Origin of the sequence: Streptomyces sp. NBC_01352, assembly GCF_036237295.1 — a bacterium.
Classification (GTDB): Bacteria; Actinomycetota; Actinomycetes; order Streptomycetales; family Streptomycetaceae; genus Streptomyces; species Streptomyces plumbiresistens.
The window spans coordinates 7,354,458-7,370,348 of record NZ_CP108354.1 but is presented as its reverse complement, the minus strand read 5'-3'; the positions used below and the strand labels follow the sequence as shown (position 1 = coordinate 7,370,348).

The following is a 15,891-nucleotide window of genomic DNA, read 5'->3' as shown; positions in this document are numbered from 1 at the left end:
TGCGTCTCAGTCGACGGCCTCGACAGTGACGTCGACCGTGCCGTCGTACTTCTTGAAGGCATCGGCCCCCGAGCCGATTTCGCCGAGGATGACGATGCCGGGGTCGGGGATGGACTGGCCGTCGTGGTCATAGAAGATCGCGATGTCGGGACCGGGTGACCAGTAGACGATGTTGCCGATCTCGTAGCTGAAGCGCGGCTCGCCTCCTGCGGCGAGAGACCGGGACAGGTGACCGTACTTCTCGCGCTTGAACAGGTCGTTCATCTGCAGCGTCAGCGGAAGCAGAGAGGCGAAGTCGCGTGCCGTCGCGTTGTCGTCGAGGGTTGCGTTGAGGACGGTCTCTCCGGCGGTCAGTCGGATTCGCATATGGGTTCTTCCCTCGGGGGTGTTGTGGGAGTGAATGTCAACGGCCGCCACGTACGCCATGTTCATCGGAGTACGAGCTTCAGTTCGGCACGCCGCCTTCGCGGCCCGCGACACCACGACCCACCCGTGACAGTGGCCTGGCGCCGGATGTTCATGCGGCGGGACCGGTGGTCGATTCGTAGGTCCGGTCAGATCCAGTTGGGGATGTGCTCTTCGGCGTAGCGGGCGCCGAATCCGCCGGTCGGGAGGATCTCGTGGATCGCGGCGAGATCGGCCTCGGTGAGGGTGACGTCGGCCGCGTGGGCGTTCTCCTCCATGCGGGCGGCGCTTCGGGTGCCCGGGATCGGGACGATCTGTTCGCCCTGGGCGAGCAGCCAGGCCAGGGCGAGTTGGGAGACGGTGATGCCCTTGACGGTGGCCAACTGGCCGAGTCGCTCGACGGCTTCGACGTTCTTCTCGAAGTTGCCGGGCTGCCAGCGGGGGTTGGTGTTGCGGAAGTCGGTGGCGTCGTACTGTCCCGCGGGCTTCGCGGTACCGGTGATGAAGCCGCGGCCGAGGGGTGAATAGGGGACGAAGCCGATGCCGAGCTCCTCAAGGACCGGGAAGAGCTGCTCGACGTCGCGCTCGAAGAGCGAGTACTCGGTCTGCAGGACCGAGACCGGCTGGACGGCGTGTGCCTTGCGGATGGTCTGCGGGCCGGCCTCGCTGAGGCCGAAGTACTTGACCTTGCCCGCATCGATCAGTTCCTTGACGGTGCCCGCGACGTCCTCGATCGGCACGTCCGGGTCGACGCGGTGCTGGTAGAGGACGTCGATCTGGTCGACGCCGAGGTAGCGCAGGCTGTTGTCGGTGACGGTGCGGATGTTGTCCGGGCGGCTGTTGAGGCCCAGGCCCTGCTCGGTCTGTGCGAAGCCGAACTTGGTGGCCAGTACGACCTCGTCACGGAAGTCGCTCACCGCCTTGCCGAGCAGAACTTCGTTGTTGCCTGTGCCCCAGCCGTAGAGCTCGGCGGTGTCGAAGAAGGTGACGCCCAGGTCGTGGGCGCGGCGGATGGCGGCGATGCCCGCCTCCTCGTCACCGGGGCCGTAGCCCATGGTCAGGCCCATCGAGCCGTAGCCGATCGCCGAGACGGTCAGGCCCTGGGTGCCGAGTGTCCTTTGGTGCATGTCGATCTCCTTATGTCAAACCAAACGGTTCGGTTTTACCCTACGCCGACCACCGCCCCGCGGCAAACCAAACGGTTTGGTCGGGTAGCGTGGCAGTATGAGTGCCTCAACCCGCGCAGACTCGGTCCACGACCGCATCGTGAATGCCGCCAAGGCCGAGTTCTCCCAGCACGGGATCGCCGGGGCGCGGATCGACCGCATCGCCAAGGGCGCCCAGACCAGCAAGGAACGCGTCTACGCCTACTTCTCCAGCAAGGTGGCCCTCTACCGCTTCGTCTCCGCGCAGGAGCTCGCGGCCGTGACCGAAGCGACCCGCATGGACCCCACCGACCTGCCCGGTTACGCCGGCCGCCTCCATGACTACTTCACCGACCACCCCGACCGCTTCCGGCTCATCAGCTGGGGGCAACTGGAACTCGACGCCGGCGACTCCCTCCCCTACGACTCCTTCCGGAAAACAGTGGCTCACAAGGTCGAGCAACTCCGCCAGGCCCAGGAAGCCGGCCGGCTGGACGCCAACTGGGACCCGGTCGACATCCTGGTCTTCGTCCACCAGATCGCCACCGCCTGGGCTGCACAACCTGACCTGCTGCCCCCGTCCGGCGAGGGCCGCGCCACGTTCCTGGCGGCGCGCCGAGCTGCCATCGTCGCAGCCGTCGAGCGCCTGTTTCCCGCGACTGCGAACTGAGCAGGTGCCCCAAGCCCTCGAAGCGGCGCCTCGCTTTATTGGTGAGACGGGGAACATAGCCACCGGCTGCAGCCGGTTGGCTCATACCGAACTCCCTGCCCTGTTCCCCCTCGGAGGTGAAGGTAGAGCCGGGGTTCCAGGCGCAGGTACCCAAACGATCAGTCAGTAAGGACAACGACGTGCTTGCCCGGCGTGGTGCCGGACTCGAGGTCGGCCTGGGCATCACGGACCTGTTCCAGGCCGTGGTAGACCTTCGCGACCGGTACCTTGAGGCGCCCTTCGGCGATGGCCTGGAGCTGGTGGGCGAAGACGTCGGCCGGCAGGTCGGCGGCCTCGCCCGCGTAGCTGGTCAGCCGCACCCCGCTGGGGATCATGAACGGGGTGAAGTCGGGGATGGTCCACGCGCCGCCCAGGGCGCCGGTGAAGCAGACGGTGCCGTGCACGCGCACGCATCCGAAGGTGTCCGGCAGGGCTGTGCAGCCCACCAGTTCCAGCGCGGCGTCCACGCCCTGCGGTGCGAGGTCCCGGACCTTCTCGGCGATGTGTCCGTCGTCCACGATCGGATGGTCGACGCCCATGGCCCGCAGTTCGTCGGCACGCCCGGCGTGACGCGTGGTGGAGATGACGGTGGCGCCGATGTCCTTGGCCATCGCCGCCGCGCTCAGCCCGACCGTGGAGGTGCCTCCGCGGATCAGCAGCGTCTGTCCGGCCTTGAGGTCCAGACCGCGGGTCAGGGATCCGTAGGCGGTCTGGAACATCTCCGGCAGCGCGCCGACCACGTCCCACGGCAGGGTGGTCTCGAACGGGATGACCTGTGCCGCGGGGGCGGTGACGTACTGGGCGTACGCGCCGTCGTACGAGCGGCCCATGTTGCCCATCATGGTTGCCACCTGCCGGCCCGGGCGCAGTCCGCTGTCCTCGTCGGCCTGATCGACCACGCCGACGCCCTCGATGCCGGGGACGCGCGGGTAGGTGACCTCCGCGTCCGACTCGCCCTTGCGGGTGGTGACCTCGGACTCGTTGACGCCGAACGCCTTCACCCTGATCCGCACCCAGCCGGGCTTGCGTATCGGCACCGGCACATCCTTGATCTGAAGTGCGTCCAGGCCGCCGGGCCGGGTGACGACGACGGCCCGCATCGTCGCCGGTGCGGCGTCGCCGGCTGCTGTCGGTTGGCTCATACCGAGTTCCTCACTCTGTTTCGCCCCCTTGGTGCGCTATTCCGGATGGCGTTCCGCCACTGTCAGGGGCGGGCGATGCCCTCCCACAGGTCGAGGGCGGCCTGGTAATGGGCGGTGGCCTCGAAGGGCGGGTTGCCGACGCTTGCGGAGGTGGGTTTGTCCGTGACGGCGGGCCACAGACGGGACTGCTCACCGGTGGCGAAGTCGAGAACGATGTCGCGGATACGCGTGTCACGCTCGGCCTGTTCGGGGCTGCGGCCCGGCTTTTCCTGGCCGACCAGGGCGTACATCTCGGTGCCGTGCACCGCGGGCGCGCCCTCGGCGGGCCCGATCAGCAGGAGATGGGCGTTGCCGCCCGCGGCGGCGTGCGCCAGGGCGCCGCGGGCGGCCGGGAGCGCGAAGAGGTAGTCCGCCATGACCGCGGCGCGGACCTCGGCCGGGGTACGACCGCCCTGGTCGTAGGCATCGACGATCTTCCTGGCGCGGGAGCGGGAAATGCGCCACCCCGCGACCTCGTCGACGACGCGGTCGAGGGTGTGCGGGTCGTAGCGGTCGAGGTCGTTCGCCACCCACCACCCCATGTCGTCACTCGCCATACTCAGCAGCACGTCGACCTTCCGGTGCGCGCCCGAGGCGAGGACGTCCATGGGATGGGCGTGCACCACCGCGCCGGGCTGCCCGATGTCCAGGACGACGCCGGTGGCCTTGTTGTCCACCCCGCCCCGGACTCCGAGATCCGTCGGCGCGACCTTGCTCAGAGCATCCCTCAGGGACGCCGTGTCGAGGTCGAGCAGCTTCTCCGGGTTGCCTGCGACGCCGAGTTCGGTGACGAACCGGTGCGCCAGCTCCTCGACCCACCAGGCCGGGACGCTGCGGGCGGGCCCGCCGGAGAACCCGGCCAGGCGCCGGTACAGACCGTCGGCGGAGGAGGCCCCGAGCAGCCCGAAGGTGGTATAGGCGCCGGCGCTGTGGCCGTAGACGGTGACGTTGCCGGGATCGCCGCCGAAGTGGGCGATGTTCCGCTGGACCCAGGTGAGCGCGGCGATGACGTCCTGGAGGAAGAGGTTGCTGGCCTCAGCCAGGGCTCCGCCGTACTGGGAGAGCGAGAGCGCGCCCAGCGCACCGAGCCGGTAGTTGACCGACACACCCACCACGCGCCCCGACGCGGCGAGACCGGCGGCGTTCGACGTGATCTGCGTGTTCGCGCCGTACTCGAATCCGCCGCCATGGACGTACACGGCCACCGGCAGCGCCTTGCCGGCCGGCTGCTCGGGAGCCCACACGTTCAGGTTCAGGCAGTCCTCGCCCATCCCGCTGTCCGCTTCCAGCCAGTCACCGCTGTCGGGCTGGACAGAGACGACGCCCTTGCGGTCATAGGAGCGGTCCGGATCGAAGCCGGCGACCACGGGGCGGCGATACCGCTCGGCAGTGGCATACGGGATCCCCCACCAGGACCGCACCCCTGGTGCAGTCGGAGCCTTGGGCGCGGTAGCGGTCATGACATGTCCTTCCAGCGCGGTTCGGCTGTTTCGCGCGGCGAGTCGGCGGCTGGTTGCGAGCGATGACGTCTCCCATCGTTTCCCGGGATCCGACCAGGCGCCCGGCGAGTGGCGGTCACCTGGTGGTCGTCCAGAGACACTTCGGCAACAAGATCCCGATGCAGGCCGTGAACCTCTACTACCTGGCCGACGGCCGGATCGTCGGCGAACGGCGCCAGCCTGACCTCGCGCAAGAGGTCGGTCTCCTCTTCTTGATCCGGCATCTTCGCGCGAACAGCGCCCGCTGCGGTGAGAGCTGTACCCCCTGGGGTGCGGTGTCGCGGCTGCTGAGGCGGTCGAGGGAGATGCGCAGGAGGCGGCACCCCTGGCCCGGATGGCTGTCGCCGGTCGTCAGGGCGGCCTGGCTCAGGGAGCCGCTGAACAGAACCAGATCTGTAGGACATCGGCTGACCGCGATCGCGAGCCGGGCGAGGTTTGTGACGAACGACGGCCTGCGGCGCCCCGAACTCACCGCCGAGGGCAAGGTCGTACTCGACATCGGAGCGTCCGTGACGCGCCGTACGACGGCCGCGTCGAGCCACGTCACGTCGTCGGCGATCACCAGCAGCACGCGCTCGGCGGCCCTGGGCAGCGGACCCTGTCTCGCCTCAGCGGTACGCGTCGCTGCCCCGGGAGGAACGGGATGAGCAGGAAGACCGGCGGCTGTATGTGCGGGAGCCGCCCAGCCCGGCCGTTCCCGCCCCGCCTGTCGGTCCTCTCCGGGCCGTGTCTGCCGGAACTGCTCCATGACGTCGAAGACCTGCTCGGCCGGTACCTCGGAGACCGCATTTTGACTTCGCTTTCACGCGTAACAGCCTCCGGCCCGTTGTGAGTGACAAGCAGGCCTGGTAGCCGCGCGGTCATCGTCGGCTGGTCGCGGGCCGGGCACGTGAGATCGCACCGTGCCAGTACAGAAAACGTTCCAGGGGGTCTCCCTCCGCGTTCCATGGCCAAGGCGTCGCCATGCCTGCCGTGGCGCGCAGCACGACAACGGCCTCGTCCATCAGGGCGGCTTTGACCAACGCGTAGGCCAGCACGTTGAGATCCGCCAGTGCCGCCGCGTGACCGAGGAATCCAGGGAGCGGCCAGTCGCGCGCCGCTCGGCTCAGCGCCGCGGACGCATCAGGCCGTCTCCAGTAGTCCCCGGCGTTCAGCGCCGCCATGCCGCCGGCGGAAACGGCGCGTTGGTAGGCGTGGACGAACGCGGTGACTTCCAAACCGACCGTGGGAGCCCTGGCCGGCATCACGGAACGGATGCCGTCGAGCAGGTCCAGCACCTGCCCGGTCGAACCGCACTCGTCCGGTGACAGATAGCCCAAGGCCTGAAGATGCGCCTCCCGATTCCACGGATCCCGGGCCTTGATCTCCCGCCAGACCGGCCTTACCTCGCCGTAAGGTTCCTGCCCACATCTCATCGCGGCCAGGAGCACGGTCCAGGGGGTGGGGTCGGCGGGTATCAGCTCGGCCGCGCGCAAGCAGGCCTCCCGGATGCTGCTCAGGTCCACGTGCGTTCCCTGTGCCCGCGCGTGCGTCACCTCCGACCAGGCGTGCAGCAGGAGTGCTCCCGGGTCCTGCGGGGCCTGACGCAGCCAGATCTGTGGCAGTGCCCGCCCGGCTGCCTCGGCGAGCACTCCGAGGCGGTGCGCCTTACGGTCCCAGTCCTGCCCTGCGTCCAGGATCACCTTCTCCATCAGTGCGATGACCGTGGTGTCGAGTTCGCCGCGGGCCCAGCTGATGTCCAGGCGCCGCCGGACCCGGCCGAGGACCACGTCGTCGAGTTCGGGGGCCAGGCGAGGAGAGTTGCCTTTGCGTCGTCTGAAGGCGGACATGCCATCACTTTCTTCCTGGGGTGGGCTCCGGATACCGACGCCGCAGCATCCGGGGCTCCACTGAACGCACGCCGGCGGCATCTACCAGCGGCTGACGACTTCATCGTCGGCGTTTCGGCCGATACCGCTCCGGACCAGTGAGACCGCCACAACCAGCACGGCGACCAGCACCGACAGCAGCACCTGGATCCGTCCACCGCCCTCACTGTCGTCGGTGAGCATGTAGCCGAGCACGAACGTGATGACCGTGATGGTCGCCCACGTCAGGTACGGGAAGAACCACATCCGGACCAGGAGCCCCTCCGGGTTTTCGCGGAGGATGATTCTCCGCATCCTCAGTTGCGAGAAGCAGATGACCAGCCACACGAAGAGCGCGATCGCGCCTGAGGAGTTCAGCAGGAACTGGAAGACCGTGTCCGGCCACAGGTAGTTGAAGGCGACGGCGACGAACCCGAAGGCGACGGAGGCCAGGATCGCGGCCTGCGGGACACCCCGCATGGTCGTGCGCGCGAAGGCTCTGGGCGCGTCGCCGCGCCGGCCGAGCGAGAAGGCCATCCGGGAGGCGGTGTAGAGACCGGAGTTGAGACAGGAAAGGACAGCGGTGAGCACGACGGCGTTCATGACCTGGCCGGCGTGCGGGATACCGATCGCGTCCAGGGCGGCGACGTACGAGCCCTTCTCGGCGATCGCCGGATCATTCCACGGCAACAGACAGACCACGACGAGGATCGAGCCCAGGTAGAAGAAGCCGACCCGCCGGATCACGCTGCTGATGGCCCTGGTGACCGCACGCTGCGGGTTCTCGGACTCACCGGCGGCGAGGGTGACGATCTCGCTGCCCATGAACGAGAAGACCACCAACAGCATGCCGGAGAGGATCGCGTCGGCGCCGTTGGGCAGAAAGCCGCCATGCGCGGTGAGGTTGGCGAAGCCGTCCCCCGGGCTGTCCGAGCCGGGCAGTACACCGAAGGCCGCCAGTCCGCCGATGACGACGAAACCCGCTATGGCGACGACCTTGATGCCCGCGAACCAGAACTCGAATTCGCCGAAGGAGCCGACCGATGCCAGGTTCGTGGCGGTGAGAACGACCATCACGACGAGTGCCCAGGCCCACTGCGGGAGGGCCGGCACCCACCCTTCCAGGATCACGGCACCCGCGGTCGCCTCGACAGCGAGCACCACGACCCAGAAGAACCAGTACAGCCAGCCGATCGAGAACCCGGCCCAGCGGCCGAGCGCCCGGTCGGCGTAGGCGGAGAAGGAACCGGACGTGGGGTTGGCCACGGACATCTCGCCGAGCATCCGCATCACGCAGACGACCAACGCACCGACCAGGGCGTACGACAGCAGAATGCCGGGTCCGGCCTTGGCGATGCCCGAGGCGGAGCCCACGAAGAGGCCGGCACCGATGATCCCGCCAATGGCGATCATGGACAGATGGCGGTTCTTGAGTCCGGCCTGCAGGCCGTCCGAGCGATGAGTCTGCTCGCGGGTGCCGGGCGACAGGGCTCTCTTGCCGTGCGTCGTACTCATGAACATCCTTGGCTGAAGGGCTAGTTCGAAGATCCAGGCGGACTGGCGGCTCCCAGCCGCGCTACCGCAGGTCAGGTGCGGGCGCACACCTGCATGGTCTTGTAGAGGCAGGCGAGCTGCGGTTTCCGCAGTGCCAGTAGCGCCAGTAGCCGGCCTGGTATGAGAGGCGCCGGGAACCCCGTCGGGGTTCCCGGCGCTTTTGGTCAGGCGCTGTCGACGACCGCGTCCTGCGGCGGGACTTCCGCGGAGCCGCCGAGGTACGCGGCCTTCACCCGCGGATCGGCGGCCAGTTCGGCGGCCGGACCCTCCAGTGCGACCCGGCCGGTCTCCAGCACGTAGGCCCGGTCGGCGAGCCGCAGCGCCTGGCGGGCGTTCTGCTCGACGAGGAGGACCGCCGTGCCCTGGTCCCGGATCTGCCGCACGATCTTGAAGATGTTGCGGGTGAACAGCGGGGACAGGCCGAGCGAGGGTTCGTCCAGGGCGAGAAACCGCGGTGCGTTCATCAACGCCCTGCCGATCGCGAGCATCTGCTGCTCGCCGCCGGACAGCGTGCCCGCGAGCTGGTCGCGCCGCTCGGCGAGACGCGGGAACAGCTCGTACACCTGCTGTCGTCGCTGAGCCAGCGCCGCGGTGTCCTTGCGGGACAGGTAGCCGCCCATCGTCAGGTTCGTGTCGACTTCGAGCGCGGCGAACACCCGGCGTCCTTCCGGCACATGGCCGAAGCCCATGCCCACGACGTCATGCGCCGGTGTACGGGTGATGTCCTGGCCGTCGAGCAGGACCTTGCCCGACTTCGCCCGGTGCAGCCCGGTGAGGGTGCGCAGCAGCGTCGTCTTGCCCGCGCCGTTCGCGCCGAGGATCGCCACGATCTCTCCCGGCTCCACCCGGAGGGAGACCCCGGACAGAGCCTCGATCGCGCCGTAGGAGGCATCCAGGTCCGTGACTTCGAGCAATGCCATCTCAGTGGCCCTTCGCGAGAGTCGGGGCGGTGGACGCGTCGGGGCCGATGCCGGCGCCCTCGGCGTCTTCATCGTCGTCCTCGTCCACCCCGAGGTAGGCCTCGATCACCCGGGGGTCCTGTTGCACCTCGGCCGGCGGTCCCTCGGTGAGCCGCGTACCGGTCTCGATGACGAGCACCCGTTCGCACAGTCCCATGACGAAGGCCATGTCGTGTTCGATGAGTACGACGGTGACGCCCCGGTCCCGGATACGGGCGACGAGTTCCATGAGGTCGGTCTTCTCGCTGGGGTTCATTCCGGCGGCGGGCTCGTCCAGGAGCAGCACCAGCGGATTGCTCGCCAGCGCGCGGGCGATGTCGAGGCGGCGTTGATCACCGTACGACAGCTCGCGTGCGAGGCGCGTGGCCTTGTCGGACAGGCCCACGAACTCCAGCCAGTAGCGGGCCTCGCGACCGGCGCGCTGTTCCTCCTGGCGCTGGGCGGGCAGCCGCAGCAGTGAGGTCAGTACGCCGCTCTTCAGCCGCGAGGTCATGCCGACGAGAACGTTCTCGACGACGCTCATGTCGCCGAAGAGCCGCGCCCCCTGGAAGGTGCGGGCCATGCCCCGCTGTACGACCTCGTGGGGACGACGCCCGACCAGCGACTCACCTCCCAGGAGGACCTCTCCGGAGGTCGGCTCGACCACGCCCGTCACGCAGTTGAACACGGTGGTCTTGCCCGCGCCGTTGGGTCCGATGACGCCGAGGACCTCGCCGCGTCCAACGGTGAAGGCCACGTCGTCGAGCGCCATCAGCCCGCCGAACCGCATGGTCAGGCCGCGTACTTCGAGCAGCGGCTCGCCCGGTGTCACGGCGGTCTGCGGCAGCGGCGGTTCCTGCGCGGAGTCGGCGAGCCGCGCCCCGCGCCGGGTGCGCGCGGGCCACAGGCCCAGCGGCCGTACGAACATCAGGATGATGAGGAGCACGGCGAACAGGAAGATCCGCCACTCGTCGCCGATGCCCCGCAGCACTTCCGGCATGCCCTGGACGACGAGCGCGCCGAGGAACACCCCGACCAGGCTGCCGCGTCCGCCGATGAGGACCACCAGCAGGATCAGCACCGAGGTGAGGAAGGTGAAGCTGGTCGGGTTGACGATGCCGATGTAGGTGGCGAAGAAGGCCCCCGCCAGGCCGGCGATCACGCCGCCGACGATGTAGGCGAGCGCCTTGACCCGGATGGAGGGTACGCCCACCGCCTCGGCGACCTTCTCGTCCTCACGGACGCTCTCCCAGGCCCGGCCGATCTTCGAGCGGGTGAGGCTGGTGACGCCAAGACCCACGACGACGGCGATCGCCAGCACGAGGTAGTACATGCTGAGTGTGTCGTCGAAGGAGTGGCCGAGGAGCACCGGGCGGGAGGGGATGATGACTCCCTCCGGCCCGCCGGTGAACTCCAGGTTCTGGGCGGTGACCCGGACGATCTCGCCGAAACCGAGGGTGACGACCGCCAGGTAGTCGCTGCGCAGCCGCAGCGTGGGATAGCCGATGATGAAGCCGCCCATGGCGGCGACCAGCATCGCTATCGGCAGCGTGAGCCACCAGTTGACGTCGTAGTTGCCGACCAGGATGGCCGTGGTGTAGCCGCCGATGGCGAAGAACGCCGAGTAGCCGAGGTCGAGCAGGCCCGCGTAGCCGACCACGACATTGATGCCGAAGCCGAGGACGACGTACAGCAGCACCTTGACGCCGACGTCGGTCCAGTAGTCACCCGCGAGATTGGGGAAGGCGAGGAGGATCACGGCGAACACGGCCAGGGAGGGCAGTTTGAACCGTGGTGAGTCCAGAAGTCCACGCATCGTTGTCACACCCTTTCTGCCACGCGCTCGCCGAGCAGACCGCTCGGTCTCACGACGAGTACGGCGATGAGCGTGCCGAAGACCACCACGTCGGTCCACCGCCCGGACACATAGCCGGTGGCGTAGGACTCCAGCAGCCCGATGATGACGCCGCCCACCATGGCTCCGGGGATGTTGCCGATGCCGCCGATAACAGCGGCGGTGAAGGCGCGGAGGCCGAGAAGGAAGCCCATCAGGAAGTTGACCTGCGGGTAGTACAGGGCGTACATGGTGCCCGCCGTGCCGGCGAGCCCGGCGCCGATGAGGAACGTCAGCAGGATGGTGCGCTCGACGTTGATGCCCATCAGCCGTGCGGCGTCCTGGTCCATCGCCAGGGTGCGCATGGTGGTGCCGGTGACGGTGCGCTGCACGAAGAAGAACAGCGCGGCCATCAACACCACGCTGACACCGAAGATGCCCAGCTGCGCGTAGGTCAGCCGGACGCTGTCGGTCAGCTGGATCGCGTTCTCGGCGGAGAGGAAGCCGATGTGCGGGACGCTCTTGAAGCCGGTGCCCTGCGACAGCGCGGTGCCGTACTCGACGGCGAGCGACAGTCCGAGGGCGGAGACCAGCAGCGACAGTTGCGGGGCCTTGAGCAGGGGCAGGTAGACGATACGGGCGGAAGCCACACCGAGTGCGCCGGTGACCGCCGTGGCCGCGACGAGCGCGACCACGACGAGGACACCGGCCGGCATGCCGCCGTTGGCCAGCAGGCTGAGCACTCCCAGTGCGAGGAAGCCGCCCACCATGAAGAAGTCGCCGTGGGCGAAGTTGATGAGCCGGATGATCCCGTACACCATCGTGTAGCCCAACGCGACCAGCGCGTAGAACGCCCCGACCGTCAGGCCGTTGAGCGTGTACTGGAGGAATTCGTGCATGTCGGTCTGTGCGCCGGCCCGGTCAGCCCGCGTCGACCCACGCGCCCGAGGCGTCGAGGGTCTTGCCGGGGACGAACTTGGAGTCCTTCACGACGGCGGTCACATAGACCGCGTTCTTCCTGTCGCCGTTCGGCTCGAAGTTGATCGCGCCGGTGATGCCCGCGTAGTCCTTGGTGGTGTGCAGCGCGTCGGTGATCTTCTGCGAGTCAGCGGACTTCGCCCGCCCGATGGCGTCGGCGATCACCTTGATCGCGTCGTACTCGTAGGGCGCGAACGGACCCGCGTCGGTGTCGTACGCCTCCTTGTACGCGGTGACGAACCCGGCGGCCGAACTGATGAAGGAGGGCAGCGGGGCGGTCGTGGTGGCGAAGCCCTCGGAGGCAGAGCCGGCGGTCTTGATGACGGTCGCGTCCTGGGTCGCATCGCCGCCGATGATCGGGACCGTGATGCCCAGCTCACGCGCCTGCTTGAGCACCAGGCCGGCGTCGGCGAAGTAGCCGGTGAAGTAGATCGCCTGGGGATCGGTGCTCTTCACCTTGGTCAGGAAGGAGGTGAAGTCCTTGGCGCCGGGGGTGATGGCGTCGAAGAAGACGTCCTTGCCGCCGAGCTTTCCGAGGCTGCTCCTGGCCGCCTCGGCGAGTCCCTTCGCGTAGGCCGTGTTGTCGTGGATGACCGCGACGTTCTTCGCCTTGAGGGACTCCACCAGGTACTTCGCGGCGAACTCGCCCTGCTTGTCGTCACGGCCGATGGTGCGGAAGACGTGCTTGAGGCCGCGGTCGGTGATCTGCACGTTCGTCTGCGCGTCGGCGATGAAGGGGACGTTGCGCTTGTCGGTGATCACGGTCTCGGCGATGGCGGCGCCCGAGCAGTAGCCGCCCGCCACGGCCACCACCTTCTGCGACATCAGCTTCTGCATCGCGGCGGTGCCGGTCTGCGCGTCGCAGGCGTCGTCGACGACCACGAGCTCGACCTTCCGGCCGCCGAGCAGGCCGCCGTCCTTGTTGATCTCCTTGGCCGCGAGCTTGGCGGCGTTCACGATGTCCGTGCCGGCGGAGGCGGAGTCCCCGGACAGCGGCGCGACCACACCTATCTTGATCGCGCCGGTCCCGCTGTCGCCGCCTGACGCACTGTTGCCGCCACAGGCGGAGACCAGCGCGACACTGGTCAGTGCGACGCCGGCGCCAAGAAATCTGGACCGATTACATATCACTGGGATGCCTCCTGGAGCGGGGTTCCTGCTACATGCAGGTATCTCTACGTGGTCACACTGGGAGGCAACGAAGCATCTCCGCTGTGCGGGTAGGCCGATAACTCCGGGCTACGTGGGCACAGACGGTAGATTTCCAAAACACTTTGCACAACAGCGGTTTTAGAAAGTTCGGAGTTTCCTGATCAAGGGTGCGGAAATTCTCGGGCACCTTAAATCAGGGAAGGCTAGAGCGGGCCGTGGAATGCGTACATGCTCCATCGCGTATGACAACCATCCACCGATTATCCGAAGTGGAGCTTGCGGACCGGGCGGAGTTCGTGCGTGGCGGAAGAGGCGGTCGCTGGGCATGGCTGATGTCTGTCAAATGTCAGGACAACCAGGGCAGTTGGGGTTGCCGACGTGCTGTCGAGAGTCGCTGCCGAAGGCGTTCGGCACGATGTTTCCAGCGGCTGACCCAGCCGGCTGCGGGCCTTGCCCCCGGGCCTTGGACACGTTCGCCGTCCGGCCGCGCCCGCCGGGGCAGTCCACTGTTCCTCGCGGGAGGCGGAGCTGTCCGAGCCGTACAAGAAGGTCCGTGAGCTGGAGGAAAAGCGCGACATCCTGCGGAAGACGGCCAAGTGTTTCGCCGGGGATACGCGCTGGTGAAACAAACCGCTTCCAATTCGTCGCCGACCACCAGCGCCGCTTCGTCGTCAAGCGGTTGCGACAGGTACTCGACGGCACCGCCCGATCCAGTAAGCGAGCCACTCCGGGTTGGGCAGCGCAGCCCGATCGCCTTCGAGGCGACTTCCGACACAACATCAAATCCATGGACGCGCAGCGCGTAAGGCGTGTCCAAGACTCAGGTCGAGGCCTCTCACCGTTTGCCCTCGCATGTGTACCCGCACGGGCCGGCACTCAAGGGAACCGTCCGCCGCGTCGAAAACGATGTCACCGCTGCGCCCTGTCGGAGTGCGCGGATCCACCGGAACTCCGCCTAATCTGCGGGAAATTCACGGCACGAACATCGCACGGAGAGGGAGAGCTCCGGTCATGAGCGAACTTGTCCGGGAGCGCCGACTCATCACGTCCGTTCCCCGTCCGAAGTCGCAGCAGTTGCCGGCCGGCAAGTCGGCGGCGGTCGCCGACGTCTGCGTGACGCTGCCGGTGTTCGTCACGCGTGCCGGAGGCGGCGTGCTGGAGGACGTCGACGGCAACTAGTCGACGGCAACTAGCTGATCGATTTCGAGTCCGGCATCGCCACGACCTCGGCCGGCAACAGCGCGGCGGCGGTAGTACACCGCGCGTCCGCGCATCTGGCGGACTTCACCCACACCCGTTTCACGGTGCCGCACGAGGAGTGCGTGGAGGTCGCCGAGCGGCCGGCCGATCTGACCCGGGTGACCACGCAAGAAGTCGGCGCTGTGCAACTCCGGCGCCGAGGCGGTCGAGAACGCATGGAATATGGAGGTTGTTACAGGTGAAAGCAAGGTCAACTGTTCAGATGGATACGGATCGAGTCGTTGTCACGCAGTGGCGCTTCGCCCCGGGCGCCGAGACAGGCCATCACGTTCACGCACACGACTACGTGGTCGTTCCCTTGATCACTGGAACGGTGCGCGTGGAGGACTCAGCAGGGGAACGCGAAGTAGAGATGCACGCCGGCGTTTCCTACGCACGGTCTGCCGGTGTCGCGCACAACCTCGTCAACGTGAACGGGTACGAATTCCGCTTTGTCGAAGTTGAGCTCAGGTAGAAGCGCGCCACACCAGGCCACGTAGGACGGATTCCGCGATCCCCAGGAAGGTTCCCATGACCTCACAACCCTCGCTGCCGACCCCGCCCGTCTCCGCCGCGACGGAGGACTGCGCCCGTGACGGCTTCCATCCAGACCTGCCCGACGGTCCGAGCGGCCCGCTGCCTGAGGCACGCCAGCGGGTGCACCACATCCGCGCCGACGACCTGGACGGCGGCACGGCGCAGACCGGCGGTATGCGTCGCTTCGCCGCGATCAGTGGGGCCAGGGTCGGCTCGGAGCGGATGTGGATGGGGCAGACCACGGTTGCGCCCGCGACCGCCTCGGCCGACCACCACCATGGCGACTCCGAAACCGCCATCTACATCGTCAGCGGACACCCCGAGTTCGTCTTCCTCGCCGACCCCGCCGAACACGGAGCGGAACCCGAGGAGGTGCGGTTGCGCACCGGGCCGGGCGACTACGTCTTCGTCCCGCCCTTCGTGCCGCACCGCGAGGAGAACCCCGACCCGTACGACGAGGCCGTCGTCGTGATCGCCCGCAGCACGCAGGAGGCCGTGGTCATCAACCTGCCGAGCCTCTATGTACTCCGGTCCGGACAGGGGTAGCGCCCCGTCCACCCGCGAGCAGGCACTCGTCGACGCGGGCAGCAGCGACCGCACCACGCCGTCGCCGGTGCTGACGGCCGCCGGTACCCCGCGGCAGGCCGCGCGCACCATGAGGCTCGGCATCGGCCGCGACACCACCGCCGACGAAATCGACCGCGCCGCGCACGCCCTCGGACCGCGGTGCACCGGCCGATCCGCGCCCCGTGGACCGAGGCCGTCCTCCCCCTCACCGCGCTCCTCCTCGCCACCGCCGCCCCGAAACCCGCACCAGACGTAGTTGAACGACATCGCAACAGCATCGGAGCTGCATAGGCCGCGCGCCAAGGC

The 15,891-nt window shown here is 68.0% G+C and carries 13 protein-coding genes and 1 pseudogene; 4 read left to right on the top strand and 10 right to left on the bottom strand.

Annotation, left to right across the window (positions count from 1 at the left end; all coding sequences use genetic code 11):
* Positions 1 to 6: 6 nt before the first annotated feature.
* Both OG252_RS34205 and OG252_RS34200 read right to left on the bottom strand, forming a co-directional pair.
* On the bottom strand, positions 7 to 366 hold the full coding sequence (locus OG252_RS34205; RefSeq protein ID WP_266439894.1) for a cyclophilin-like fold protein: 360 nt from the start codon (positions 364 to 366) through the stop codon (positions 7 to 9).
* 188 nt (positions 367 to 554) lie between these two features.
* Positions 555 to 1,532, bottom strand: a complete 978-nt coding sequence (locus tag OG252_RS34200) for an aldo/keto reductase (RefSeq protein WP_329340993.1) — start codon at positions 1,530 to 1,532, stop codon at positions 555 to 557.
* Between the two features lie 97 nt (positions 1,533 to 1,629).
* Here OG252_RS34200 and OG252_RS34195 point away from each other — a divergent pair, with 97 nt between their 5' ends.
* Entirely contained in the window at positions 1,630 to 2,220 is a 591-nt protein-coding gene (locus OG252_RS34195) for a TetR family transcriptional regulator (protein WP_329340991.1), read from the top strand.
* Positions 2,221 to 2,378: 158 nt separating this feature from the next.
* Here OG252_RS34195 and OG252_RS34190 read toward each other — a convergent pair whose 3' ends face one another.
* Both OG252_RS34190 and OG252_RS34185 read right to left on the bottom strand, forming a co-directional pair.
* A complete protein-coding gene (locus OG252_RS34190; RefSeq protein WP_329340989.1) occupies positions 2,379 to 3,401 on the bottom strand; it encodes an alcohol dehydrogenase catalytic domain-containing protein in 1,023 nt (340 codons plus the stop codon).
* Positions 3,402 to 3,463: 62 nt separating this feature from the next.
* Positions 3,464 to 4,900: a carboxylesterase family protein gene (locus tag OG252_RS34185; RefSeq protein ID WP_329340987.1), complete on the bottom strand. Its 1,437-nt coding sequence runs from the start codon at positions 4,898 to 4,900 to the stop codon at positions 3,464 to 3,466.
* 122 nt (positions 4,901 to 5,022) lie between these two features.
* On the opposite strand from OG252_RS34185, the gene OG252_RS34180 reads away from it, so the two are divergent.
* Complete coding sequence (locus tag OG252_RS34180; RefSeq protein ID WP_329340985.1) at positions 5,023 to 5,586, top strand: hypothetical protein; 564 nt, start codon at positions 5,023 to 5,025, stop codon at positions 5,584 to 5,586.
* Between the two features lie 213 nt (positions 5,587 to 5,799).
* Here the strand turns inward: OG252_RS34180 and OG252_RS34175 are convergent, their stop codons facing one another.
* The 6 genes from OG252_RS34175 to OG252_RS34150 form a co-directional block, all read right to left on the bottom strand.
* Positions 5,800 to 6,768 (bottom strand): hypothetical protein, encoded by a 969-nt coding sequence (locus OG252_RS34175; RefSeq protein WP_329340983.1) that lies wholly within the window; start codon positions 6,766 to 6,768, stop codon positions 5,800 to 5,802.
* Between the two features lie 81 nt (positions 6,769 to 6,849).
* A complete protein-coding gene (locus OG252_RS34170) occupies positions 6,850 to 8,301 on the bottom strand; it encodes an amino acid permease (protein ID WP_329340981.1) in 1,452 nt (483 codons plus the stop codon).
* A 203-nt stretch (positions 8,302 to 8,504) separates the two neighbouring features.
* Entirely contained in the window at positions 8,505 to 9,260 is a 756-nt protein-coding gene (locus OG252_RS34165) for an ABC transporter ATP-binding protein (protein ID WP_257564205.1), read from the bottom strand.
* Position 9,261: 1 nt separating this feature from the next.
* Positions 9,262 to 11,094, bottom strand: coding sequence for a branched-chain amino acid ABC transporter ATP-binding protein/permease (locus OG252_RS34160; RefSeq protein ID WP_329340976.1), 1,833 nt, complete (start codon positions 11,092 to 11,094; stop codon positions 9,262 to 9,264).
* 5 nt (positions 11,095 to 11,099) lie between these two features.
* The gene (locus OG252_RS34155) at positions 11,100 to 12,011 is read right to left on the bottom strand and encodes a branched-chain amino acid ABC transporter permease (RefSeq protein WP_329340974.1); all 912 of its coding nucleotides are present in this window, start codon (positions 12,009 to 12,011) and stop codon (positions 11,100 to 11,102) included.
* Between the two features lie 22 nt (positions 12,012 to 12,033).
* On the bottom strand, positions 12,034 to 13,095 hold the full coding sequence (locus tag OG252_RS34150; RefSeq protein WP_329340972.1) for a branched-chain amino acid ABC transporter substrate-binding protein: 1,062 nt from the start codon (positions 13,093 to 13,095) through the stop codon (positions 12,034 to 12,036).
* A gap of 1,158 nt (positions 13,096 to 14,253) precedes the next feature.
* Here OG252_RS34150 and OG252_RS34145 point away from each other — a divergent pair.
* Positions 14,254 to 14,658 (top strand): annotated as a pseudogene (locus OG252_RS34145) (aminotransferase class III-fold pyridoxal phosphate-dependent enzyme); the annotation flags it as partial.
* A 354-nt stretch (positions 14,659 to 15,012) separates the two neighbouring features.
* Positions 15,013 to 15,564, top strand: coding sequence for a cupin domain-containing protein (locus OG252_RS34140; RefSeq protein ID WP_329340970.1), 552 nt, complete (start codon positions 15,013 to 15,015; stop codon positions 15,562 to 15,564).
* The last annotated feature ends 327 nt before the right edge of the window (positions 15,565 to 15,891 follow it).